Source organism: Streptomyces roseoverticillatus (assembly GCF_000719265.1).
Taxonomy (GTDB): Bacteria; Actinomycetota; Actinomycetes; order Streptomycetales; family Streptomycetaceae; genus Streptomyces; species Streptomyces roseoverticillatus.
On sequence record NZ_JOFL01000006.1, the window covers coordinates 455,602 to 477,920 of the forward strand.

Below are 22,319 nucleotides of genomic sequence, written 5' to 3' on the forward strand. Positions count from 1 at the left end.
GGTGAAGTCTCATCTGGTGTTGTCTCCCAGAACGACTTTGCCGGGGTTGTCTCACTTGACGTTGCCGGTCAGTTGGCCGTCCGGGGGGCCTTGGGGTTAGCCAGAATGGGTGGCATGAACCCTCGTTTCGTCGGCATCCCCGAGCTGACTGAGATCCCTTCCGTGGCGGTCGTCATCGACGTGATGCGCGCCTTCACTGTTGCTGCCTGGGCTTTTGCGCGCGGCGCCGAGCGCATTGTGCTGGCATCCTCCGATCACGAGGCTCTGGAACTGAAGGAGGGCCACTCGGGTTGGCTGGCGCTAAAGGACGGGGCCCCGGCAGCCGGGTTCGACGCAGTGAACTCACCGGGCCTGATCAGATCCGCCGACCTGGTTGGTCGCACGGTCGTGCAGAAGACGACTGCGGGAACCGTGGGAGCTCTGGCGGTCGCGAACGCGCCGCTCGTCTTGTGCGCGAGTTTCGTGGTGGCTGGCGCGACGGCGGACTTCTTGCGGGCCAAAGGTGCTGGTCCGGTGACGTTCGTCGTCACTGGCGAGGACGGACGGGCCGACGAGGACCTGGCCTGCGCCGAATACATCGGGCAGCGCGTCGCCGGAGGCGATGACGAGGCAGCCCCGTATCTCCATCGCGCGCGGGTGTCCCGTGCAGCGGCCGATCTCGCCGACGGGCTGCGGCGGGGATACCGGGGAATCCATCCGGACGACGTTGAGCTCTGTCTGGAGCCCGACAGATTCTCGTTCGCAATGGTGGCGCGCAAAGAGGAGTTGAGGACGGTGCTGCGTCCCGTTGCGGTGCCTGGCAACTGAGCCAGCGAGGATTTCCCGGTGGGTTCAAGCGGTCTGGCGGGGTGTTGTCCGACAGCGGGAACAGAATCAGTCAGTCGTCTTCGACGGCCTTGCGCTGACGGAAGGCCGCTTCTCGGCATCTGTGTGAGCAGTAGCGGGCATCGCGACGTCGGTCACTTCCAACCATCCAAGTGGTGCCGCAGACCGGGCACTCTGCCTGTTTCGTGCTGGAGGATGCATCGCGGAGTGCGCGTTGCCGCTGTTGGCGCCTCCAGTTGCGTGATCTGCATACGGTCGAGCAGAAACGCATCCTCGGGCTGGCGTCCTTCAATCGGGTGCCGCAGCTGACGCACTGACGCTGGCTGTCGGATTCGGGAGCGAGGATGGCGTTGAGTCTGCGGGTGAGGTCTTCCAGCGTGTCCGGGTTGTGTGTCCGGGGTTCGTTCGGCATCGGGAATGGGTGGTTGGGGAGGGTGCGGTAGTAGCGCTCTTCCTCGATCCAGCGGGCGAGCGGATCGGCGACGCCGGCGGCTTCGTAGCGGTAGCCGGGGGCGGCTCGTGCGCGGACTTCGCTGATGAATAGGTGGAAGTCCCGGTCCCGGCCGGTGAAGGGCAGGTTCCGAAGCTTGGGCGAGGCCAGGAGGCCGGTGAGGGCGATGATGTCGGGGTAGCTGCTGGCGACGAGCCGGGGGTCCTCGCGATAGGTGCCTCCGCCAGGAGGAATGAGGAGTTTCAGTCTGCGGTCGCGCTCCTTGTGGAACCTGCGGCTGTCCCACCAACGCCAGCACCATCCGGCGGCCTGACGCATGGCGATCGCGACGGTCTGCCAGCCATGTTCGCGGACGAGGCGGCGATGGTCGCGCTGTGCCTGGATGATCTCGGGCAGCAGGCTGACGTCGAACTGCGTGTGGTAGGTGTCCGTCCAGCGGCCGTGGCGGAGGCAGAGCCGGGTGTCTTTGGGAACCCAGTGTCGGGCCTGGGTGAAGACGCCCTTGGCGGCCAGGCAGAGCGTGCAGACGGCTTGGACGTGCCAGCCGTCATCGAGCAACTGGCAAGCGGCGGGGAGCCCTCGGACGAGGTCGGAAGTCCGCAGGTCGGGCAGTGCCTTGAGGAGCCGGTCCCGGGGGTGGCCGGACAGGTGGCTGATGGCGTCGAGCAACGGCAGCGGAGCGGGGTGAACCCGGTGCCGGTCGTTGATGTGTTCGTGGAGTACGAGGTGGGAGATCCGGTTCGCCTTCGCGAGTCGGCTGACGTAGGAGTCCCAACTTTCGCGGTGGAGCGGGGTGAGCGTGTGCGGGAGCCGCCGCAGCCGGGACGGCGGCAGATGGCTGATCACGCCGCGTCCCCGACCTCGCCGTTGTCCTCGGCATCGGCCGTGCCGGAGCTGGCGGACTGGGTGTTGTGATCGACTGGGATGGACTTGAGCAGTGGGCGGGTGACGTGTTCGCTGCCGTCGGCGATGGCGCTGATGGCGGCCGCTCGGACGAGGTGGGACAGGCTGCTGATGCTGCCCTCGGTGCGGGTGTGGAGATACTTCGCCATCCGGACCAGCGTGCCGGGCTCATGGCGGTGGAGCCGTAGCGAGTCCTCCATCAGCTCGACCATCGAGCGCCATTCGGCCTGGTAGGGGAAGTTCCCGGTGTACTTCATCACGCAGCGGGCGGCGATCTGTTTGCCACGGACCCCCGTGAACAGGCCCTCGCGCTGGACGTTGATGCCTGCGTAGACGAACGTGGCGGGAATGTGCTCTGCGAAGTACTTCAGATGGTCCGACAGGTCCTTGCCGGTGGACGTGGCCATGTTGATGTTGTGAATCTCGTCGACCAGGACCAGATCGCAGCGGGCTTCGGTGAGGATCTCGCAGACCGCGTCGGCGATGTCCATCTCGTTGTGCCGGGCCTTCATGGGCAGGCCCAGGAAGTGTGCGAAGCGGGTGGCGAGCTTGCGGGGAGAGCCGTTGGGCGGTGCGGAGACGTAGACGACCGGGATGCGGTCGTGGTCGGGGAAGCGCTGGCGTACTCGTAGTTCGTGGGCCCGGCCGAGCTGCTTGAGGGCGGTGGACTTGCCCGTCGCCCAGGGCCCGGAGACGATCAGACCGCGGCGGGCGCTGATCTCCCGCCGGTTGACCAGAGTCAGCAGCCGGCCCTGGTGCAGGACGTCGCGAACGGTCGGAGTCTCGACGATGATCAGCTCGGAGTGGTAGTTGACCCGGCCCTCGTCGTACTCGTCCCGGGCTCTGGGATCGAGGTCTTTCCACTCCTCCTCGGGCAGAAGGTCGAAAGCGATCGGGTCTTCTTCGACGAACCGGCGCCAGCCCTCCAGCGTGGTCGTGGGCATCCGCCGGTCCTCGGGCAGCCCGAACTCGGGTGCGTTCACCACCATTTCCGTGCCTCCTTGCGTGCGTCGAAGACTTTCAGCGGGACGACCTCGGCGACCGCGTCGTCCTCCTCGTGCTCTGCGTCGTCCTCGACCGGAGACGACGGCTCGGCCGGCGGAGGCGGCGGGGGTTCGGGCCGTGGCCATGCGGGCTTGCTGGTGCCGCCTCTTCCTCCGGGCCGCTGGCGGCGCGGTCGAGCAGGTCGCCGACCGCCTCAGCGATGGCGTCCTCGGTGACCGGCTCGCCCTGTTCACGCAAGTCTCGGGCGGTGTGGCCCCAGGCCAGCTCGCCGAAGGGGGTGGCAGTGGTGGACAGCAGCCGCCAGGGGACCGTGATCCACTGTCCGGTGCGGTGGTTGCGGAGCCAGACGAGCCGGATGTCGTAGGGATCATGACGGACCTCCCAGCGGTTCTTCCGCTCCGTGATCCCGGACTTCTCCCGCCGCAGATCGTTGAGTTCGTCGCAGTTGTAGATCCGGTGATTGATCTTGATGCCGTAGGAGTTGATGGCCTGCCAGCGGGCCGGCAGTAGTTCCAGGTAGTCCTCCGCGGTCAGCGCGAGCGGGAGGAATCCGGCCGACTCGACCAGCGCGGCGTACTTCTCGTTCGGGGAGAACGTCCGCCCCGGCGCGAGCGGATCACGTAGCGAGTCGTGAGCCCTGTTTTGCCACTTGGCGCTGATCCATTGCTCCAGCAGTTCCTGAAGCTGGTGCAGGGAGAACAACGGCTCGTCCTCGACCTTTCGGCCGCGGTATTCCGTCGACCGGCCGGTGTAGCCGGTGAGGAACTGGGCGAACAGTGAGGCTGCCGAGCCCAGTGTTCTTTCGATGTGGGGCTTGTGAGTTGGGGTGCGGGGAGGAGCGTGGATCACCTCGGTGCCGAACGCGTTGCAGGCGGCATGGAAGTTCTTCGACAAGAAGGCCTTGCCGCCGTCGACCACGACCGTTTCCGGGATGATCAGCGGGACCGCGGCCGCATGCCGCAGCCTCTCGTCCACCGACAGCAGCCGCTCGTAGGGCAGCACCGAGTGCTCCATCCGCAGGGCCTCCGGCCAGCCCGGCCGCATCGGCGCCGGGGTCACCGAGCGGGCCAGCAGCAAGGCGGCGTCCACCGACTTCGTGGTCGGCCGCAGCACCGCCGCGGTGATGGACCGCGTCGCGACATCGACCATGCCGACCAGTTCGCACCGGTCCACGACCCCGTTCTCCAGCCGGACCAGCACGTCGAACGGGGTGGAGTCGATCTCCATCAGCTCGCCCGGACGACAGACCGTGACCTGGTCGAAAACCCCGTCGGGCTGGTTGGCCAGAGAGCGGCGGGTGCGGGCCGATCCGGTCGTGTGGCGGCCAGCCTCCAGCCGGTTGAAGAGACGGTAGAAGGTCGCCCGCGAGGGCATCTCGACCGGCGGTCCCTTCAGCTTCTTCACCGCTGGGCCGACGCGTTCGAAGTAGTAGCTGACGGTGTGGGTCGAACCGTCGGTGGCCTGGTCCATGAGTTGTCGCAGGATTTCGACGACCTCCGGGGCGACCTGGCCCAGGACCGGGCGGCGTGGGGCCTGGCGGCCATCGACCATCGACCATGCCCATCACGCCACGCTTTTGATAGCGGCGTCGGCGCCAGCGAATGGTGTGCGGGCTGACCGGACGGCCGGTCTCGCGCGACAGCTCGACGGCCTTGGCCGCCTCGCGCTCGGCCAGGTTCCGGGTCACCGGGTCGTATTCGGGCCGAGGCATGGCTCCCGCCGAAGCGTCCGGCGGCAGTCCTGTGAGTACTTCGCTCATGTGCCGGTGCCACCACAGAGCCCGGTCGGCTTCGCCGGGCGGCAGTCCGTCCAGCAGGCCGGGAGCAAGCCGGCGGGCCCCGCCCGAGCCGATCACCTCGAACCCCGGGGAGGTCATCAGTGTCGGCAGATGCATCGCGCTGGACTGCCCGTGTTCGTCGGCCAGCCGCACCAGGACGCCGGAGATGCCGACCACGGTGTGCACCATGCCGTCGAACCTCACCCGGTCACCGGGCCTGACCACCAGCGGCCGTCTCACTGGGCCGTCACCGCCCGGCAGACCATGCTTCGCGGCCCCAGCGGGACCGATTTCAGGTCGACTTCCAGAACCCGGCGCCAGAGCAGGTGATAGAGGACCGGCAGCACCGCCAGGCGGTCACCGACCCGCCCGGCCCCGACCATCAGCGCCTCCGGCTCGGCGAAGGCCTTCGTCAACTCCGAGGCGACAGGCTCCCGGTGGTTGCGCGGGTGCCTGTAGCCCGCCAGCCACTTGACGTTCGCCAATAGCACCGGATCGATCGCCCCCACCCGTCGGAAGGCCCATCCTGCGAGTTCGCAGGCTCGCGCCGTGGCTGCGAACGCCTCCGCGTCATCCGGCTCGATCCGATCGTCCGGACGGACGTCCACCACCAGACCGCCGCCGTCATCAAACCGGGCGAAGAAGTCCGGGACGTGCCCGCGGCGTCCCCGCCGGCCGGGCCAGAACAGCCGGAACGGCTGGCTGACCAGACCTGTGACCTGCGGGTCGAAGTCCATCAGCATCGCGTGGTGCCGTTCCAGGTGCGACTCACAGGACAACTGCCCGGCCGTCGTGGCCGCCCAGTAGTCACGGGTCACGGACTTCTGCCCTTGGTAGGACTTGACCGTACGCACCGGCGACAGCCGCTCGAACCTCAGCGTCCAGCAGGCCGACAACGGCTCACGGCGGCGTACGTAGTCCTCATCGACGTACCCAACCTCGAACGCGGCCTGCCCCAGCCTTCCAAGATCCACCGCCCAACTCCCGGATCGATCACACAGAACCGATCCAAGCGAAGTCGTCAGCAGGCACCGCCGCCAGCGGTATGCCCTCAAACCGCCCGCGAGAGGGAACGACACCTGAGACAGAGCATGGTCAGCGGCAACTCCAGCCGAGACGCCGGTCCGAGTCTGCCCAGGTCAGGGATGACACCCGCAAAATGACGAAGGAATGAGCATGAATCACCTTGACTCGCATGGGATCGGCCAGGCACCCTGATCGTGCGAATCATTCGTCATTGCGTCGCCATTTAAACGGGAGGGGTTGGACAACATGACCATCACCATCACGCTCAAGTTCACCGAAGATGACGACGAGTTCGGCAGGAGGCTGATGCAACTGCTCGGCGAGCACGGGGCTGTCCTGGAGCACGACGAGGAAGAGGGTTGGACCATCAATCACGCGAAGGAGCTGATCCACGAGCTGAACTCCCACGCGAAGCTCCTCCTCCGCGCATGTGCTGATGGGGAGGGGTGGGTGAGCGGTGGAGAGTTCCGTGAACAGCACGGCGATAGGGCCCTGTACGGCCCCACGGCAGCTATCACGAAGGCAGTGAAGCGCTGCATTCGCAATGGCAAGCTCCCCGAAGGCTTCACGAGCCCAATCAACCCCACCTACAACCCGGACAACCCAAGTTGGCAAAAGACCGGCGGGTACACGATGACCAAGTCGGATGCGAAGGCGTTCGCGGAAGCATTCGCTGAACTCGACGGCCAGTAGAAGGAACCCCTCGCGGGCGCAGAGCTGGGGCGAACCCGACTGAGTGACAACGTCACGTGAGAATCAGTCTCTGCCCCGGCAATTGCGACAACGTCACCTGAGACCAGCCGCGAATCCAGCAAGGTCATGTGAGACAGCGAGAACGTTGCGGGAGACGGGACAATCAAGAGCGTGGCGCCGCCGCACAGCCCGTCACGCCAGGCAGCGAGCGTGACGTCCACCCGTCACAAAAACGCGCTCTACCAGCGCGTATGACGGCTCTACGTCACGCTATCCCGGAGCATCCAAGATCATCCCGTGGCGGCTTTTGGGCTCACCTTGGCTGGACCCCTACGTACTGGACCGGAATCCGTGCGGATCGTCCGCAGGCTCGGCCGCCGCGCTCGCCGCGTCGCTCGCGCAGGTGGCGATCGGCACCGAGACGGACGGCTCCATCGTGTGCCCGGCCGGGATGAACGGGGTGGTCGGCCACAAGCCCAGCCTCGGGCTGGTCAGCGGGGCCGGCGTGGTGCCGATCTCCGCCGAGCAGGACACCGCGGGGCCCATGGCGCGCAACGTGACCGACGCCGCCCTCACCCTCGCGGTCCTCCGCCCCGGCGGAGCCCCGCGCCCCGCCGCCGCCCTCCTCGACGGCCTGACGCGGCAGCCCGGCGGACTGCGCGGCAAGCGGATCGGCCTGTGGCGGCTGCCCTCGCTCGGGCCGGAGGTGGACGCCCTGATGACCCGTACGGCGGAGAAGTTGCGCGACGCCGGTGCCGTGCTCGTCGAGGTGACGCCCCCGTACCAGGAACGGCTCGCCCAGCTCGAGTACCCGGCGCTGCTGAGCGAGTTCCACCGGGACATCGACGCCTACCTCGCCACCCGCGAGGGGCCCCGCGACCTCGCCGGCCTGATCGCCTTCAACCGCGCCCACGCGGCGGAGCGGACCTGCTTCGCCGGCCAGGAGCTGTTCGAGCAGGCCCTCGCCGCGCCCCCGGTCACCGACCCCGGGTACCGGGCCATGCGCGCCGAGCTGAAGGACCTCTCCCGGCGCTCCCTGGACGAGACCATGGCCGCCCACCGGCTGGACGCCATCGCCGCACCGGCCAACCCACCCGCCTGGACGACCGACTGCGCGCGGGGCGACAACGACGTGATCCCGTCCTCGACGCCCGCGGCCGTGGCCGGGTACCCGTCGCTGTCGGTGCCCGCCGGGTTCGTGGGCGAACTCCCGGTCGGCCTCCTGCTCATGGCCGGCGACCGGCAGGACGGCGAACTGCTGTCGCTGGGGGCTGCGGTGGAGAACAGGCTGAAGGCCTGGCGGGCACCACGCTATCTGCCGACCGCAGGGCCCGGCGCCTCTTGCTGAACGCTCACGGGGCCCGGCCGCGGCCCGGCCCCGTGACGCAGGCCCGGCCGGCTCAGCCGGCTCCGACGGGCAGCGGGCTGACCTGCGCCTCCAGCCAGGCAGGCAGGTCCAGCAGGCGCACGCCCTCCTGCTCGTCCGGATCCGTCCGCGCGACCAGGCACACCATGTCCTCGATGCCGTTGTTCACCGGCATGTGCGGGGTGTCGGCCGGGATGTAGAGGTAGTCGCCCGCGTGCAGCACCACGTGCTCGGCCAGGCCCTCACCGTGCCACACGTCGACCCGGCCGGACTGGATGAAGATGGCCGATTCATGGCCCTCGTGCAGGTGAGGCCGGCCCCTGGTGCCGGCGGGCATCACCAGCCGGTGGAGGCACAGGCCCGTGGCCCCCGCCGACTGCGCGCTGATGCCCGCCCCGAACAGACCGCCCTGGATGCCCTCGTACTGCCCGGTGCGGACCACCGTGCACTGTTTCTGATCTTCCATGCGCGCAGTACAACAAGTGTGCCTGCGGCATCCGATCAGTTCGAGCCAGGCACCGTGCGGGATTCCGGGCCCGTCGGCGTGTATGCGGATTGCGCATGGTCGTTGGTAGGGTGTACGGCATGAGCTCGGGGTTGGAGGAGTCACTGCGCCTGTCGGTGGCCGCGTTGATGCGGACGACGGGGGAGTCGCAGCGCGTGGTCGCCGAGGTGCTGGGGCTGACGCAGGCACAGGTGTCGCGCAGGCAGTCGGGCACGGCGTCGTGGACGCTGGGCGACGTGGACGCCCTCGCCGTGCATTACGGCATCGGCGCCCTGGACCTGCTGGCCGGTCCGGCCCGCGCGTGCGAGGCGCTGCCGACCGCCCGGCGCCGGCCCGCCGCGGCCGAGCGGGGGGTGCGGTCCGGTGGCTGACTTCGACGCGATCGACTCGCTGCTCGCCGCCGTCGGCCCGGAGGCCGCGCTGCCCGCCCCCGGAGTGCGCCGGGAACTGCGGGAGCGGGCCCGGCTGTCCAAGGCCCAGGTCGCCCGGGCGCTCGGGGTGAGCCCGTCCACGGTGGCGGGCTGGGAGGATGCCCGGGAGCCGTCCGGTGAGATCCGTACGAGGTATGCGTATCTGCTGGACGGACTGGCCGCCAAGTTTGAGGCCGGGGCCGAGCCGGAGTCGGCGCCGGAGCCGGAGAAGGCCCCCGCCGCCACGGCCGTTTCACCGGACCCCGGCCAGGAGGATTCCGGCGAGGGAGACGACGTCGAGTCGCTCGCCGTGCCGGAGCCGTGCGTGCTGTGCGGACGTCCGGCGGGGAGCCGGGTGGCGGGGTTCGCCCAGCATCTGGACCCGGCGGACTGCCAAGCCGTGACCCGTGCCGTAAGCGCTCCCGCCCCTCCCGCCTCCGGGGCGGCCGAAGCCCCGGCGCGGCAGGAAGACGCGCCGCGTTCGGCGCGCCCTTCCGGGCGTTCGCAGGGCCCGGCCCGGCGCGCGTTCCAGGAGCCGTCCGGCCCCGCCGACCTGATCGGCGAGGCGGTCCGGTCCGCCCTCGCCGAGCATCAGGGCGACGTGGAAGCTGCCACGGCCGCCCTGCTGAAGCGGGCGATCCCGGATGCGATGCGGCTGCTGGACGAGACGCGCAAGGGCGCCCGCTACGACATCGTCGCCCACCCGTGGATCCCCGGCATCCTCAAGAAGCAGACTTCCCGCGGCGCGGACCAGATCTGGGAAGCCCGCCCCAAGTGGACTCGCGGCCAGCTCCCGCCGGGCCGCCATGAGGTGACCGCGCTCGACATCAACGGCGCCTACCTCTCAGCCCTCAAGACCCATCTGCCCCTCGGGCAGCTGGAGCACTCCGCCGGCCTCGCCCACGACCGGCGCCGCGCGGGCGTCCACCTCATCACGCCACCCGCATGGGAGCACGAGGACGTGCTGCCGAACCCGATCGGCCGGCGGGACGAGCCCGGCCCGCTGTGGGTCACCGAACCCACCCTCCGCCTGCTCCTGCGCCTGTCCGGCCCGAAGTACGGGCTGTGCGCCCCGCCGGAGATCCACGAGTCGTACACCTCGGGGGCCACGGAGAACCTGCTGGAGAAGTTCCGCGTCGCCCTCAAGGACGCCCGCGACGCGGCGATCGCCGCCGGGGACGAGATCACCCTGGAGTACGTGAAGGCGATGTACTCCAAGTTCGTCTCCACCATGGGGGAGTCGAACTACAACCGGGAGCTCTACCGTCCGGACTGGATGCACATCATCCGCTCCCAGGCGTTCGCCAACCTCTGGATGAAGGCCCTCAAGGCCCACGACGAGGGGTTGACGGTGGTCCGTGCGATGGGCACCGACGAGCTCCACGTCATCGGCGACTGGCGCCGTGTCTTCGCCGAGGGCCGGGGCGTTACCGAAGTCAAGGTCAAGGACGCCTATGCCGCTGCCGCGGGAACGGGGGAGGAGGAGTAGATGCCGCAGAAGACCATCGACTTCGGCAAGTACGGCGCCCGGGGCATCAAGGGCAGCGAAGCCGTCGCCCGCAAGCTCGACGAGCTCGCCGGCGGCATCACCACCCCCGTGACCGCCCGCCGCGGCCTCATGGCCCGCCTGCACTACCTGACGCGGACGGCCCATGCGCGCAAGGCCGCGCACGACGCCGGCCTGACCGTCACCGACCGCACCCTCACGGCATGGTTGGGGGGAAAGCGCCGCCCGTCGAAGGCCAACCTGGAACGGATCGAACGGGCCTACCGCTCGGTACGCCGCCAGAACGTCGCCCGCCACCTCCTGCGGCGTCTCAACTCTTCCGGCGGGACGCGCGTGGAGATCCACCCGCTCAACCAGTCCCAGGTGCCGCGGCCGCTGCAGCGCGTGGTCGAGTACCGGACGATGAACGTCCGGCGCTGGGACCGCATCGTCGCCGCGTGGGCCGCCGGAGACGACCAGGGGCTCGACGACGCCTGGACGGACACGATCGTCGACCTGGGCTCTCAGTGGGGCCAGTACGAGTACGTCACGAACGTCGGGTTCGCCGCCTGAGGGCTGTCCGGGCGCACAGTGGCGCGGTGACCGCCGCCGGAGTCACCCCCTCATGTCCGGCTCCGGCCCGGGCGTCGGGACCGGACAGCGCTCGGCGGTCATGGTTTCCACGGCCGGCGATCTCCCCTGTCGAGCGGGCGTACCGCGTCGGCGCCGTGCAGCTTGTCCGGGTTGCGCATGACGTAGAGGGCGGTGATCCGGTCGTCGTGGATCTCGAAGGCGAGCAGCCAGTCGACTTCGCCGTCGGTGAGGGACCGTGCCGCGGGCATGCCGTTGTAGGTGGCGTGTTCGAGGCGGGTCGTCGGAGTGATGCCGGTGCGGGCCACGCCGAGGACGTAGCGGGCGACCTCGGCGCTGCCGGTGATCGGGCGGCGGGCGGCGGTCGCCTTCCCGCCGCCGTCGGAGACCTGCACGACGTCGGGCGCCAGCAGGTCCATCAGCGCCTGGACCTCGCCGGTCGACGCCGCGAGCAGGAACCGCTGGACGACCGCCCGGGCCGCACCGGAGTCGGGCTCGAAGCGGCGGCGGCGCGCGTGGACGTGCCGGCGCGCGCGGTGCGCGATCTGCCGGACGGTCACCTCCGTCTTGCCGATCGACGCGGCGATCTCGCCGTGGGTGTAGCCGAACACGTCGTGCAGCACGAACACCGCGCGCTCGGCCGGGTTCAGCGTTTCCAGGACGAGCATCATGGCCATCGACACCGACTCGGCCAGGATCGCGTCCTCGCTCACCCCGGGCGCCGTACGGATCGGCTCGGGCAGCCACGAGCCGACGTACTCCTCGCGCCGCGCCCTGAGCGTGCGCAGGTGGTTGAGGGCCTGCCGGGTCACCACGCGGACCAGGTAGGCCCGCGGGTGCTCGACCGCAGCCGGATCGACCGCCCTCCACCGCAGGTAGCTCTCCTGCAGGACGTCCTCGGCGTCGGCGGCGCTGCCCAGCATCTCGTAGGCGATGGTGAACAGCAGCGGGCGGTGCTCGGTGAAGGCGTCGTCCTCAGCCATGGTCAGCCTCCGTCATGGGTCGCACCCGGTTCCTCTCGTCGGATCGTCGGAGCGTCGGATGCCCATCGAGACACGCCGCACCGGCGAACCGTGACAGTCCGCCGCTGTGATCCCCTTCACAACGCGGACGCGGCCCGGTGTCTCTGTAGAGTGACCGCCGTGAAATCGAAGATCGTCTCAGTGCTCATAGCCGGTGCGGTGTGTCTCGCGGCCGCCGGATGCGGGGGTGGAAAGTCCGGCGCGGACGGCGCCGGCAGCAAGCCGAAGCCGGCCGGCACCGTCCTGCCGCAGCGGCTGGACGAGCCGCCCGCCATGCCCGACGAGAAGCCGCAGCCCTCCCCGGCCGCCGACGCCTCGTTCAGCGAGAACCTGGAGTACGAGCTGCGCCGCAAGACCCGGGACATGGCCGGTGCGACGGGCAGCATCACCGCCGAGTGCCCCAAGGACCTCGCGTCGAAGAGCGGGACGCAGACGACCTGCAAGACCACGTTCGAAGGCCTCCAGGTGGAGTGGGACGTGCGCATCGGCGACAAATCCGCCTGGTCCGGCAGCATGGTGACGTACAAGGCGACCCCGCGGCAGGGGATCCTCACCCGCGACGGCGTCGCCCGTCTGCTCTACGGCAACTTCAGGGGCAGCATCGACTACGCCCTCTGCAACGACATCCCCAAGGCCGTGCTGGCGCCCCTGGGCAGCCCGTCCACATACCGCTGCGACGTGGTCATGAAGGGCGAGAAGCCGTCGGGCTTCCCCCAGCCCGTGCGGGCCACCGACTCCGGACCGCGGTACTACTGATGGTGACCGGACCGGCCTGGAACGCGGCGGCGCTGCGGCTCCTCGACGACCCCTACACCTTCGTGGCCACCGGCCCCCGCCGGCACGAGGACTGGGCGCACGACGTCCTCGCCGTGCTGTACCGGGCGGTGCCCGACCCGCGCGGCTGGATCCGGCTGGACGGGGAGATCAACGACATCGGAGGTCCCGCGCTGCCCGCGTACCCCTTCGACCCGCCGGCCGCGGCGGAGTTCCCCGGCCGCCTGTACCGCTTGGAGGCGGAGGCGGCGGTCGCCGCGCTCGCCGTCATGACGGAGGAGTGGCAGGCGGAACCCGCCCCCGTCCGCTCCCGCGAGGACCGGGACGCCGTGCTGGCGGACGCCCGGACCCTGCTCGGCAGGTACGGCCCCGGCGCGGGGTACTGGACCAACGCGACGGCCGCAGCCTCCGACCCGGCCCCGGACTTCGTCGGGGCGGGCCTGCAGGGCACGCGTTCCCACGGCTTCCTCACCTCCGCGTACCTCTGCGGCCTCGACCTGTTCGACGACCTGGGCCTCATCGTGGTGAGCGACGACGAGGTGGGCGTCTTCTGGTCGATCGGGGCGTACTGACGCCCGGTGCCCCTGGCCGGCCGGCGGTCAGTGCCCCAGCCGGCTCAGGGCCTGCTCCGGGTAGCGCGCCCCGGCCACCGCTTCGGCGGGGACGGCGTCGCCGATCCGCGCCAGCTGCTCCGGCGTCATGACCAGGTCCACGGCCGCGGCGTTCTCTTCGAGGCGGGCGAGGCGTTTGGTGCCGGGGATCGGAATGATGTCGTCTCCCTGGCCGAGCAGCCAGCCGAGCGCGGCCTGCGCGGGAGTGCAGCCGATCTCCCCGGCCACGGCTTCGAGGGCGCGTACGAGCGCGAGATTGCGGTCGATGTTCTCCGCGGAGAACCGGGGCCAGCGCCGCCGGTTGTCCCCTTCGGAGAGCTCGTCGCGCGAAGAGACGGCGCCGGCGAGCATGCCGCGCCCCAGCGGCGAGTACGCCACCACGGCCGTGCCGAGCTCCCGGCACGTCGCGAGCATCTCGCCCTCCACCACCTCCCGGGTGGCCAGCGAGTACTCCATCTGCACGGCGCTGATGGGATGCACGGCGTGCGCGTCCCGCAGCGTCCGCGAGCTCACTTCCGACAGCCCGAGGGAACGCACCTTGCCGGCGGCCACGAGTTCCGCCATGGCTCCCACGGTCTCCTCGACCGGGACCTCGGGGGAGCGGCGGTGGACGTAGTACAGGTCGATGTGGTCGACGCCCAGCCTGCGCAGCGAGGCGTCACAGGCCCGCTTCACGTGCTCCGGCGAGTTGTCGACCCGGTCGACCCGTCCGCTGACGGGGTCGTGCCGCAGCCCGAACTTGGTGGCGAGGAAGAAGCTCTCGCGCGGCCGTCCCCGCAGCCAGTTCCCCAGGAGTTCCTCGTTGGCGCCGCGCCCGTAGGCGTCCGCCGTGTCGAGGAAGGTGATGCCCAGTTCGGCTGCGCGGTCGAGGGTGCGCCGTGCCTCCGCCGGATCGGCGGGGCCGTAGGCGATGGACATGCCCATGCATCCGAGACCGACGGCCGAGACGGTCGCACCGCTGCCACCGAGTCTGCGGTTCTTCATGACCTGTTTCTCCTTACGCGTCCCATGGTTCACAGCCCGCTGCCCTGTCCCCGGTTCACTGCTCGCTGCTCTGCCCCTGTTTCACCAGGGCGGAATAGGCGCGGGCCACTCCGATCAACCGGGAGACCTCGCCCGCGTAGTCCACGTCCGAAGGAACGAAGGACGTCACGGTCGGCGGCTCCTCGGCCAGTTCGACTTCCCGCATCTTCGCATCGATCGCCGCCGCCACAAGTGCCGCCTCGGCATCCGCGGTCGCGCCGTCCGGCTCCTCCGGCATGTACGGGCGCAGGGCGAGGATCCCGTCCTGGATCTCGATGACGCGCCGGTAGAGCCGGTAGTTGATGTCGTACGGCGCGAAGCGGACGAGCCGCGAACGCTCCGGAGGGCTCAGCGCGATGTTCGGACTGGCGGCGCAGAGGTCGCTCCACAGCCGGTGGAGCTTCTGGTGGGCGAGGAAGTGGTCCGTGCGCTGCCGGGCGGCGGAGAGCCGCGGGCCCCAGGACGGCATGGTGAGCCCCGCGGCGAGGAAGGTGATGCCGATGCCATTGGCCACGGGGGTGACGGCTTCCCAGTTCAGCGGGGTCAGGCCCAGCTGCACCGCCACGACGGCCCAGGCCCGGTTGAGGCAGTAGACGAGGTAGGCGGCGGCGCCGGCCGCCGTGCAGTGCAGACCGCGGCGCAGCCACGCGCGGCCGGAGACCCTGCCGTACCGGAGGCTGAGCCGGATGATCTCGACCATGCTCGCACCGAACGCGGTGACGTACAGCAGCAGATAGGCGGCCGTGACGGGCCGGTGCGCGTTCTGCAGCAGGTAGTGCTGCGAGCGCTGACCGGACCCGTCGTCGCCGGCCCACCACAGGATGATCATGGCCGTGCCGCAGAGAGCGGTCGCGGTCAGGAGCATGCGGGTCCTTGCGCGCGCCACGTCCCGCGGATGGACCCAGTGCACGATCGCGATCAGGAAGGCGGCGCTGGAGGAGGCCCCGCCCATGAGGTGGATGCCGAGGGCACCCAGGTTCCGGACGCCGAATAACGCGTCGACGCCGGCCGACACCGCGGGGGTCGACAGGACGAAGGAGACGCCCTTGCAGAGGAAGGCGGCGAGGAGGGCGATCAGCGCCGGGTCCCGGCTTCCCCTGCGCACGTCGAGGAGCTTGTACAGGAAGGCGACGGCGCAAAGGGCGGCGCAGACCGGGAAGATGACGCTCTTCAGGCCCAGCACGGTGCCTCCTCGGCGAGGAGCGGTGAGGTCACAGTGACCTCTCTATGCGGGCCACGGTTTCCGCGTCCACCGAGGGAACCGCCCATTTGCTTTCCAGCGGCGGGCGGGTGACGTGCTCCAGGATCAACGACGCCATGATTTCGGCTTCCTGCTCCTCCTCCGTCGAATAGCTGGTCCGGCCGAGCGCATCGCGCACCCGCTGCGCGTCGAGGTGCGGGAACATCGTGAAGAGGCCCGAGGTGCCGACCGGATCGCTCTCCCCCCGGTGGCTGCAGATCATGTGCGCGAGTTCGTGCGCGATGATGTGGTCCTGATGGAGCCTGCTGGTGTTGGCCTCGAAGATGACGATGTCGGCCGTGTCCAGTGCCACCCACATCCCGCACGGGTAGGACGCGCCCATGATCACCGGAGCGAGGTGGAGCGGCCGGTCCCGCTCGCGGCTCAGGTGTTCGCACAGCGTCACGATGTCGCAGTGGTCCGGCAGTTCGAGCCGGGTCAGCAGGGCGGTGGCGCCCCGGCGCAGCCGCCGCAGCGCTCGCCTGGATCCGTGGCGGGCGGCCTCGGATCCGGAACCATCGGCGTGGACGTGATGTGCTCCCACTGACTCTCTTTCACCCGCTCGTTCCAGAAGACCAGAAGACCAGAAACCAGAAACCCGGCGGACGCTTGCCGGGTGCTATGCGTCGTCGGTGCGCGGCATCCGCGGCAGCCCCTCCAGCACACGGACCCGTTCGATCACCTCGCTGATCGACTGCAGGCTCTCGGGCGACAACCCCGCCGTTCTGAGGGCGACATGGTGAACGCGGGAATCCCGGAGGGCCACGAGCAGGTTCAGCTCGGCATTCACCGTGGAGGTCACGCCGTCGTCGAAGAAGTACGCCGGCGGTACGCCGAAGAACCGTGCCAGTCCCTCCAAGTGGCGCAATGTGGGGTTGTCGCGCTGTCCTTTGCGCAGCAGCCAGATGTAGCTCGCCGAGATCGGCGCACCGTCCGCCGTGATGGCACGGGCGACCTCGTCGGTGCTGTACTGACCACGACCAGGTGGAATCACATTCGTGAACAGATGGTTCAGTTTGCCGGCCAGCGTGGTGTCGCGTCCGTCAGCAATACCGTCCAAGGCACACCCCCTCGGCGGGAGAATCTACTCGCCCACCGGTCGGCAAGTCGATATACGGTCGGCGCCCCCGTGGGGAGGCGGCGAAGGGCAATGCCGGGACGGGTGGCGTCCACGGCCCGCACTCTCCGGCGTCCGCCCGGTCCACACTAGAGTGTCATGATCAGATGCCGCGCCTGCCACACCAGTTGACATGAGTATGGCCTGAAAATAGCATCCACGTCCGTCGGGTTCCCGCCCGGCACAACGGATCCCAACCGCAAATCCTCCGAGAGTTGAGGCGGCTCCCCCCACCAGCACGGATCCTCGTGGAGCCCCGCCGAGGAACAGCGCCGATATGGCCAGGACCGCGCACAGGACGAGGGGATGTTCACATGGTTTGCGGGCCGTACAGCCGATCGTGTCCGGAATGTTTGCAGATGGAAATCTGTAGGCAGTCCTCCGCCGGGTCGGCGCTTCCGGCCGGCCAGGATGGCCGGGATGGGGAGTCCCGGGCGGCGACGGTGATGGTGCCCGTCTCGGAGCTTCTGCCGTCCGACTCGCCGCGCCTGAGGGGCGAGGACGCGGAGCACGTGCGGTTGCTCGCCGAGGCGGACGAATGGCCGCCCCTCCTCGTCAGGCGGTCGACGATGCGCGTGATCGACGGCATGCACCGGCTGCGCGCCGCTCAGCTCACGGGTCAGAGCCGCGTCCCGGTCCGGTTCTTCGACGGCACCGAGGAAGCCGCCTTCGTCGCGGCCGTGAGGCTGAACGCGGAGCACGGCCTCCCGCTCAGCCGGGCCGACCGGCTCGGCGCGGCGGCACGCATCATCGCCTCGCACCCCCAGTGGTCGGACCGGCGCATCGCGGAGACCACCGGGCTCGGGGCGAGCAGCGTCGCGTCGGTGCGGGCCCGTTCGACTGCTCCGCACGAGCAGTTGAAAATCCGGGTGGGCCGCGACGGGCGCGCGCGGCCCCTGGACCCCGCCGCGGGGCGCCTGCAGGCGAGCCGGCTGATCGCGGCCAAGCCCGGCAGCACGCTGAAGGAGATAGCCGAGCAGGCCGGCATCAGCGTCGCGACCGCGAAGGACGTACGGGACCGGGTGCGGGCCGGACAGGACCCGCTGCCGCGGAAGCAGCGTGACGCCGTGGCGCACGGCGCGCGACCCGGGAGTGGTGCCGGGATGATCGGCGCCCGCAGCGACGGCAGGGCCCCCGCCCCCGCCTCCATCGATCTCAGCGCCGTTCTGGAACGCATGCTGCGCGACCCCTCCATGCGTACGGACACCGGCCGCGCCCTGCTGCAGCTGCTGCGGCCGCACGCCGAGGGGAAGTGGAGTCAGCTGGCCGCCGGCGTACCGGAGCACAGGGCGGCCACGGTGGCCCGGGCCGCGAAGCTGTGCGCCGAGCAGTGGCTGCGCCTCGCGCAGCAGCTCGAAGCCGTCCACGCCGAATGAGCCCTCCGGTGCGCGGCCGAAGGGCCCGTGCCCTCCGGCCGCGCACCGGGCAACTGCCTGCCCGCACTGATGCGGAGCCGTTGGGAGCCGTTGGCCCCTCACGTCACATTTGCGGCGTGCTGCACCAGGGCGGCAGCGGCGCGGTGCCGTGCGACCGCGTCGTTGTTGGCGCACCTGACGGTGCAGTAGGAGCGCCTGCCGTTGCGGGAGATGTCCACGAAGGCCCGGTCGCACGTGCCGCGTGCGCACCGGCCGAGCCGCCCCGGCCCCGCGGAACATACGACGTAGGAGAGCCCCGCGGCCGTGACCGCTTTGATGTGGGCCGCCGGATCCGCGCCCACGGCGCTGTAATGCATGTGGGGAACGCCGTCGTGGAGCGATATGTAGGGCCGGCTGGCGGCATCGGCCAGCAGCGCGTTGATCTCCGCGCAGCGCTGCGCGAGCGGCTGCGCGCCGAAGCACGCCGCCAGTCGCCGGCTCCAGTCCCAGATCTCCGCGGCCTGCGCCGGCGTGAGGACACGCTCCACGATGCCGTGGGCTTCGAGGACCGGTTCGAGTTCCCGGGGCGTCCACGGCAAGAGGCCGTTGGCCAACTCCGCAGCCAGGCGGGCGGATTCACCGCCGTAATGGTTGAAGTGCATAGGGTCATTACAGCATCGTGATCACGGGCCGTCGACCTGAATGCCTTTACCGGAGCGAGAGTTGATGACCCCGCTCGTGCGGAAGCTTGTGCAGAAGCGCGTTCAGAAGCGCGTACGGGAGTGTGTACAGAAGCCCGTACGGAAGTCAGAAGGCAGCCGACCGGAGTAGGTGTCTAAAGCACATGTCAGTTCTCGCTCACGAAACCACCCGATTTTCCATCGAGAAGTCCGTGGCGGACCTTGCCGCCTCGGTGCACACGAGCGCGGCGCTGAACAACGAGTTCTACGACCGCTGGATGGGCGGACCGCTGTCCTTTCCGGAGGTCAGTGTCTTTGCCGAGCAGTATCTGCACCGCACGGTGAACACCAGCGTCATGGTGGCGCTCTCCGTGCTCAACACGCGCGATCTCGCCGCCCGTGTGGAGTGCGTGAAGAACCTGTACTCCGAGTACGGCAACGGCGACGCGTCGAAGGCCCACCTGGTGCTGCTGGAGTCTTTCCTCGCCGACCTGCTGTCGCGCGTCAAGGGCGCGCCGGTCTCGGCGGAGGACATTAGCGGTGTCCCCGCGCTCCCCACGACGACCGCCTTCAGCGCCGGGCAGCGCGAGCTGTTCGAGTCGGACGACCAGCGCACCGTGCTGGGCGCTCTGCTGGCGCAGGAGCACCTGGCCTATTCCATGCTCACGCGGCTCTACGAGGGGGTGCGCAACTACAAGAGCGTCTACGCGACCGACGACGAGTTCCACGAGGCGTGCGAGTACTTCTACGTGCACATCGGCGAAGCCGAGAAGGACCACAAGGCTCAGGCCGTGGCGTCCGCGACCGCGGTCTGCCGCGACGAGGACGACCTGGCCGTGGTCGAGAAGGGCTTCAGGGGGTTCGTGGACCTCACCGCCGCCTACTGGGGTGGTGTCGCCGCGGAGATGACGCGGCGGCGGACGGCCTGAGGTCACCCCGGCGGCCGCAAGGACGGAGCGGTGAGGACCAAGCGGTGAGGACCGAGTGATGAGGACGGAGCGATCGTGAAGGACGGCCGGCCCCTCCGTGGCCGCGAGCTCGCCCCCTTGCTCGTGCTGGCACAGATCAGCAGCCTGCAGCTGGGTTCGGCCGTGGCCAAGGAGGCCTACGGCACGGTCGGGGCCACCGGCCTGGCCGGCATGCGCCTGCTGTTCTCGGCCGTCGTCATGTGGGTGCTCGTCCGTCCGCGCCTGCGCACGATCGCGGCACACCAATGGCGTGCCGCGATCGCGCTGGGCGTGGTCTTCGCGGGCATGAACGCCGCCTACTTCAAGGCGATCCAGCACCTGCCGATCGGGGTCGCCTCGACCGTGGAGCTCCTGGGGCCGCTGGCCGTGGCCGTCGCCCTCTCCCGGCACGTCAGGGACCTCCTGTGCGTGCTGACGGCGGTGGCGGGAGTCCTGCTGCTCGCGGCTCCCGGCGCTTCCCTCCCGGTGGGCGGCCTGCTGCTGGGCGGCCTGGCCGCGGTGTTCCGGGGCGCCTACGTGCTGCTCAACCGCAGGGTGGGGCGCCTCTTCGACGGCTGGAGCGGCCTGACCGTCGCCCTGGCCGTCGGCGCATGTCTGCTGACCCCGGTCGCGGCGGCGACCGAGGGCGGTGCCGTCGTCCGCCATCCCGCGGTGCTGGGCACCGGATTCCTGGTGGCGCTGCTCTCTTCGCTCATTCCCTACTCGCTCGACACGACGGCCCTGCGCCGCATGGACGCGCGGGCCTTCGGCGTCCTGCTGTCGCTGAGCCCGGCCGTGGGCGCCGGCGTGGGGTTCGCGCTGCTGCACGAGCACATCACTGTGCGGCAGGGGTGCGCGATCGCCCTGGTCGTCGTCGCGAGCGTCTGGTCGGTGCGACCGGGCCGGTCCGCCGGCCGGTCGGCGGACCGGTTGCGGGGCGGGGGATCCGCAGAGCGCGGGGGAGCCGGAGGGACCGCGGACGCTGCCGGGCCGTCCTCCGGGCGTACGGCCGGGCGGCAGGGGCCTCCGGAGTGAGCGCCGGAAGCCACTGAATCCCATAAACCCCATGAATCCCATGAATCACCGAGGGAGAATCCATGGACGTCACCACCGCGATACTGACCCGCCGGAGCGAGCACCTGCTGCTCGATCCGGCGCCCGACGACGACGAGTTCACCTACCTGCTGAGGGTGGCGGCCGCGGCCCCCGACCACGGGCTGCTGCGTCCCTGGCGCTGGGTGCTCCTGCGGGGCGACGACCGAGAGGCCCTCGGGGCCTGCCTCGCCGAGGAGGCGCAGGAGGACCGGCGGGCCCGGACCGCCGCGAAGGTCCGGAGGGCCCCTCTGCTCGCCTCCTTGGTCTTCACCCCCGTGCGCGAGCACAAGGTGCCCTCGTGGGAGCAGCTCGCGGCGACGAGCGGTATGGCCCACACGCTCATGCTGCTCCTGCACGCGCGGGGCTACGGCAGCATCTGGCGCACGGGGGCCCAGGTGCGGTCGCCGCGGGTGCACGGGCTGCTGGGCCTCGAAGAGGGCGAGGAGTGCCTGGGCTGGCTCTACATCGGCACCCCGGACCCCGCGGCCACCAGGAGGCGCCGCGAGCTGTACGACGTCTCGGGCCGGCTCACCACGCTGAGCTCCCGTCAGCACTCCGACGCAATGGCGATGTAGATCGTGATGGAGATCGTGATGGCGATGGCGATGGAGATGGAAATGTAAGGGCGACGTAATGGTTGTAGTGAAGTAGAGCATTACATGAGGCTGTGGGGCATGCCCGCCGAATCCCCTGACGCCGCACCGGACCTCTGCCCTGTCTGCTCGACCGCGGTGGAGGACGGCGCGGCGTGGATCCTGCTGTCCCGGCATGCCACCCGCCGGGGCGTCGTCGAGTACTGCCTGTCCGTCTGCGGCTGTCTGGTCGTGCTGCTCGACGGCGAGCTGGTCAAGGCCGTCGCGGGGCGGTCCCGGGGTGGTACCGCGGCGGGCCCGGGGCGGTCCCGGGAATCCGGACGCTTTTTCCTTCCGCCGGCCGGAATCCGTGCGCAAAAGGGCCGGTGATTCCCGTAATCCTGCCCAGTCCCCAATGCGATGTGCACTTCCCGGGGTTCGGGTCTTGACCGGCTCTCGAATTCTCGTTTAGCGTCCTCTCATCCGGTCGGCATCGAGAGATATCCCGGGGGAATTTCTCGGTACGGGCCGGACTGTCAACCGAAATCTGCCACTCGCATTCTGGAGGCAATCATGCCCGGTATCGTGATCGAGGAAGAGTTCGACCTCGACCTGGACGTTCAGGTCATGGACAGCAAGGACGACGACCCCGCCAAGGTCGGTTTCGTCACCATGACGTGCTGGGTGACCTGCCCGATGTGCTGATGACGGCACGTCAGTGAATGCCGGGTGGGGCCGCGCGCCCCACCCGGCTTCGCTGTCGGCCGGCACCTGCGACATTCCGTAGGCGAAATGCCGGAACGGAAATCGGGAAGACCGGAACGGAAACGAGGGGAACGGGGTTG

24 protein-coding genes and 1 pseudogene are annotated in these 22,319 nt (G+C 69.7%); 14 read left to right on the plus strand and 11 right to left on the minus strand.

Annotated features, from left to right (window positions below):
- The first annotated feature begins 114 nt into the window (after positions 1 to 114).
- Positions 115 to 807, plus strand: a complete 693-nt coding sequence (locus IF61_RS0109300) for a 2-phosphosulfolactate phosphatase (RefSeq protein ID WP_030365809.1) — start codon at positions 115 to 117, stop codon at positions 805 to 807.
- A 70-nt stretch (positions 808 to 877) separates the two neighbouring features.
- Here IF61_RS0109300 and IF61_RS32130 read toward each other — a convergent pair whose 3' ends face one another.
- From IF61_RS32130 to IF61_RS0109320, 4 genes are all read right to left on the minus strand, one after another.
- On the minus strand, positions 878 to 2,122 hold the full coding sequence (locus IF61_RS32130) for a TniQ family protein (protein WP_043188285.1): 1,245 nt from the start codon (positions 2,120 to 2,122) through the stop codon (positions 878 to 880).
- Positions 2,119 to 3,168, minus strand: coding sequence for an ATP-binding protein (locus IF61_RS0109310; RefSeq protein ID WP_030365810.1), 1,050 nt, complete (start codon positions 3,166 to 3,168; stop codon positions 2,119 to 2,121). Before IF61_RS0109310 ends, IF61_RS32130 begins: the two co-directional genes overlap by 4 nt.
- 31 nt (positions 3,169 to 3,199) lie before the next feature.
- On the minus strand, positions 3,200 to 4,735 hold the full coding sequence (locus IF61_RS32135; RefSeq protein WP_245684458.1) for a Mu transposase C-terminal domain-containing protein: 1,536 nt from the start codon (positions 4,733 to 4,735) through the stop codon (positions 3,200 to 3,202).
- A 462-nt stretch (positions 4,736 to 5,197) separates the two neighbouring features.
- A complete protein-coding gene (locus tag IF61_RS0109320) occupies positions 5,198 to 5,935 on the minus strand; it encodes a TnsA-like heteromeric transposase endonuclease subunit (protein ID WP_030365811.1) in 738 nt (245 codons plus the stop codon).
- A gap of 298 nt (positions 5,936 to 6,233) precedes the next feature.
- Here IF61_RS0109320 and IF61_RS33285 point away from each other — a divergent pair, with 298 nt between their 5' ends.
- Both IF61_RS33285 and IF61_RS0109330 read left to right on the plus strand, forming a co-directional pair.
- Complete coding sequence (locus IF61_RS33285; protein WP_030365812.1) at positions 6,234 to 6,680, plus strand: hypothetical protein; 447 nt, start codon at positions 6,234 to 6,236, stop codon at positions 6,678 to 6,680.
- Positions 6,681 to 7,005: 325 nt separating this feature from the next.
- A pseudogene (locus IF61_RS0109330) lies at positions 7,006 to 8,028 on the plus strand (amidase family protein); the annotation flags it as partial.
- 52 nt (positions 8,029 to 8,080) lie between these two features.
- Here IF61_RS0109330 and IF61_RS0109335 read toward each other — a convergent pair.
- Positions 8,081 to 8,512, minus strand: coding sequence for a cupin domain-containing protein (locus tag IF61_RS0109335; RefSeq protein WP_030365814.1), 432 nt, complete (start codon positions 8,510 to 8,512; stop codon positions 8,081 to 8,083).
- Between the two features lie 119 nt (positions 8,513 to 8,631).
- Between IF61_RS0109335 and IF61_RS0109340 the strand changes: the two genes are divergently transcribed.
- From IF61_RS0109340 to IF61_RS0109350, 3 genes are read left to right on the plus strand one after another with little or no spacing between them, the layout of a single operon-like run.
- Positions 8,632 to 8,922: a helix-turn-helix domain-containing protein gene (locus IF61_RS0109340; protein ID WP_030365815.1), complete on the plus strand. Its 291-nt coding sequence runs from the start codon at positions 8,632 to 8,634 to the stop codon at positions 8,920 to 8,922.
- Positions 8,915 to 10,450, plus strand: coding sequence for a helix-turn-helix domain-containing protein (locus IF61_RS0109345; RefSeq protein ID WP_030365816.1), 1,536 nt, complete (start codon positions 8,915 to 8,917; stop codon positions 10,448 to 10,450). The genes IF61_RS0109340 and IF61_RS0109345 overlap by 8 nt, the downstream gene beginning before the upstream one ends.
- Entirely contained in the window at positions 10,451 to 11,020 is a 570-nt protein-coding gene (locus IF61_RS0109350) for a hypothetical protein (protein ID WP_030365817.1), read from the plus strand.
- Positions 11,021 to 11,118: 98 nt separating this feature from the next.
- On the opposite strand, the gene IF61_RS0109355 is transcribed toward IF61_RS0109350, so the two are convergent.
- Positions 11,119 to 12,021 carry an RNA polymerase sigma-70 factor gene (locus tag IF61_RS0109355; protein WP_030365818.1) on the minus strand — a complete coding sequence of 301 codons (903 nt, stop codon included), beginning with the start codon at positions 12,019 to 12,021 and terminating at the stop codon, positions 11,119 to 11,121.
- A gap of 159 nt (positions 12,022 to 12,180) precedes the next feature.
- Between IF61_RS0109355 and IF61_RS0109360 the strand changes: the two genes are divergently transcribed.
- Complete coding sequence (locus IF61_RS0109360; protein ID WP_030365819.1) at positions 12,181 to 12,816, plus strand: hypothetical protein; 636 nt, start codon at positions 12,181 to 12,183, stop codon at positions 12,814 to 12,816.
- Positions 12,816 to 13,406, plus strand: coding sequence for a hypothetical protein (locus IF61_RS0109365; protein WP_052392544.1), 591 nt, complete (start codon positions 12,816 to 12,818; stop codon positions 13,404 to 13,406). Before IF61_RS0109360 ends, IF61_RS0109365 begins: the two co-directional genes overlap by 1 nt.
- A gap of 27 nt (positions 13,407 to 13,433) precedes the next feature.
- Here the strand turns inward: IF61_RS0109365 and IF61_RS0109370 are convergent, their stop codons facing one another.
- The 4 genes from IF61_RS0109370 to IF61_RS0109385 all read right to left on the minus strand — a co-directional run bounded on the left by IF61_RS0109370 (position 13,434) and on the right by IF61_RS0109385 (position 16,768).
- A complete protein-coding gene (locus IF61_RS0109370) occupies positions 13,434 to 14,429 on the minus strand; it encodes an aldo/keto reductase (protein ID WP_030365821.1) in 996 nt (331 codons plus the stop codon).
- 55 nt (positions 14,430 to 14,484) lie between these two features.
- Positions 14,485 to 15,651 (minus strand): MAB_1171c family putative transporter, encoded by a 1,167-nt coding sequence (locus IF61_RS0109375; RefSeq protein WP_052392545.1) that lies wholly within the window; start codon positions 15,649 to 15,651, stop codon positions 14,485 to 14,487.
- A 28-nt stretch (positions 15,652 to 15,679) separates the two neighbouring features.
- Positions 15,680 to 16,252, minus strand: a complete 573-nt coding sequence (locus tag IF61_RS0109380; protein ID WP_030365823.1) for a hypothetical protein — start codon at positions 16,250 to 16,252, stop codon at positions 15,680 to 15,682.
- A 75-nt stretch (positions 16,253 to 16,327) separates the two neighbouring features.
- Complete coding sequence (locus IF61_RS0109385; protein ID WP_211264850.1) at positions 16,328 to 16,768, minus strand: helix-turn-helix domain-containing protein; 441 nt, start codon at positions 16,766 to 16,768, stop codon at positions 16,328 to 16,330.
- Positions 16,769 to 17,271: 503 nt separating this feature from the next.
- On the opposite strand from IF61_RS0109385, the gene IF61_RS0109390 reads away from it, so the two are divergent.
- The gene (locus IF61_RS0109390) at positions 17,272 to 18,201 is read left to right on the plus strand and encodes a ParB/RepB/Spo0J family partition protein (RefSeq protein ID WP_107043006.1); all 930 of its coding nucleotides are present in this window, start codon (positions 17,272 to 17,274) and stop codon (positions 18,199 to 18,201) included.
- 98 nt (positions 18,202 to 18,299) lie between these two features.
- On the opposite strand, the gene IF61_RS0109395 is transcribed toward IF61_RS0109390, so the two are convergent.
- Positions 18,300 to 18,842 (minus strand): CGNR zinc finger domain-containing protein, encoded by a 543-nt coding sequence (locus tag IF61_RS0109395; protein WP_043188287.1) that lies wholly within the window; start codon positions 18,840 to 18,842, stop codon positions 18,300 to 18,302.
- A 182-nt stretch (positions 18,843 to 19,024) separates the two neighbouring features.
- On the opposite strand from IF61_RS0109395, the gene IF61_RS0109400 reads away from it, so the two are divergent.
- From IF61_RS0109400 to IF61_RS36525, 5 genes are all read left to right on the plus strand, one after another.
- The gene (locus IF61_RS0109400; protein WP_052392547.1) at positions 19,025 to 19,789 is read left to right on the plus strand and encodes an iron-containing redox enzyme family protein; all 765 of its coding nucleotides are present in this window, start codon (positions 19,025 to 19,027) and stop codon (positions 19,787 to 19,789) included.
- Between the two features lie 75 nt (positions 19,790 to 19,864).
- Positions 19,865 to 20,842 carry an EamA family transporter gene (locus IF61_RS0109405; protein ID WP_052392548.1) on the plus strand — a complete coding sequence of 326 codons (978 nt, stop codon included), beginning with the start codon at positions 19,865 to 19,867 and terminating at the stop codon, positions 20,840 to 20,842.
- Positions 20,843 to 20,904: 62 nt separating this feature from the next.
- On the plus strand, positions 20,905 to 21,477 hold the full coding sequence (locus IF61_RS0109410; protein ID WP_030365829.1) for a nitroreductase family protein: 573 nt from the start codon (positions 20,905 to 20,907) through the stop codon (positions 21,475 to 21,477).
- A gap of 99 nt (positions 21,478 to 21,576) precedes the next feature.
- Positions 21,577 to 21,864, plus strand: coding sequence for a hypothetical protein (locus IF61_RS33290; protein ID WP_052392549.1), 288 nt, complete (start codon positions 21,577 to 21,579; stop codon positions 21,862 to 21,864).
- Between the two features lie 183 nt (positions 21,865 to 22,047).
- Complete coding sequence (locus IF61_RS36525; RefSeq protein WP_211264851.1) at positions 22,048 to 22,179, plus strand: FDLD family class I lanthipeptide; 132 nt, start codon at positions 22,048 to 22,050, stop codon at positions 22,177 to 22,179.
- The last annotated feature ends 140 nt before the right edge of the window (positions 22,180 to 22,319 follow it).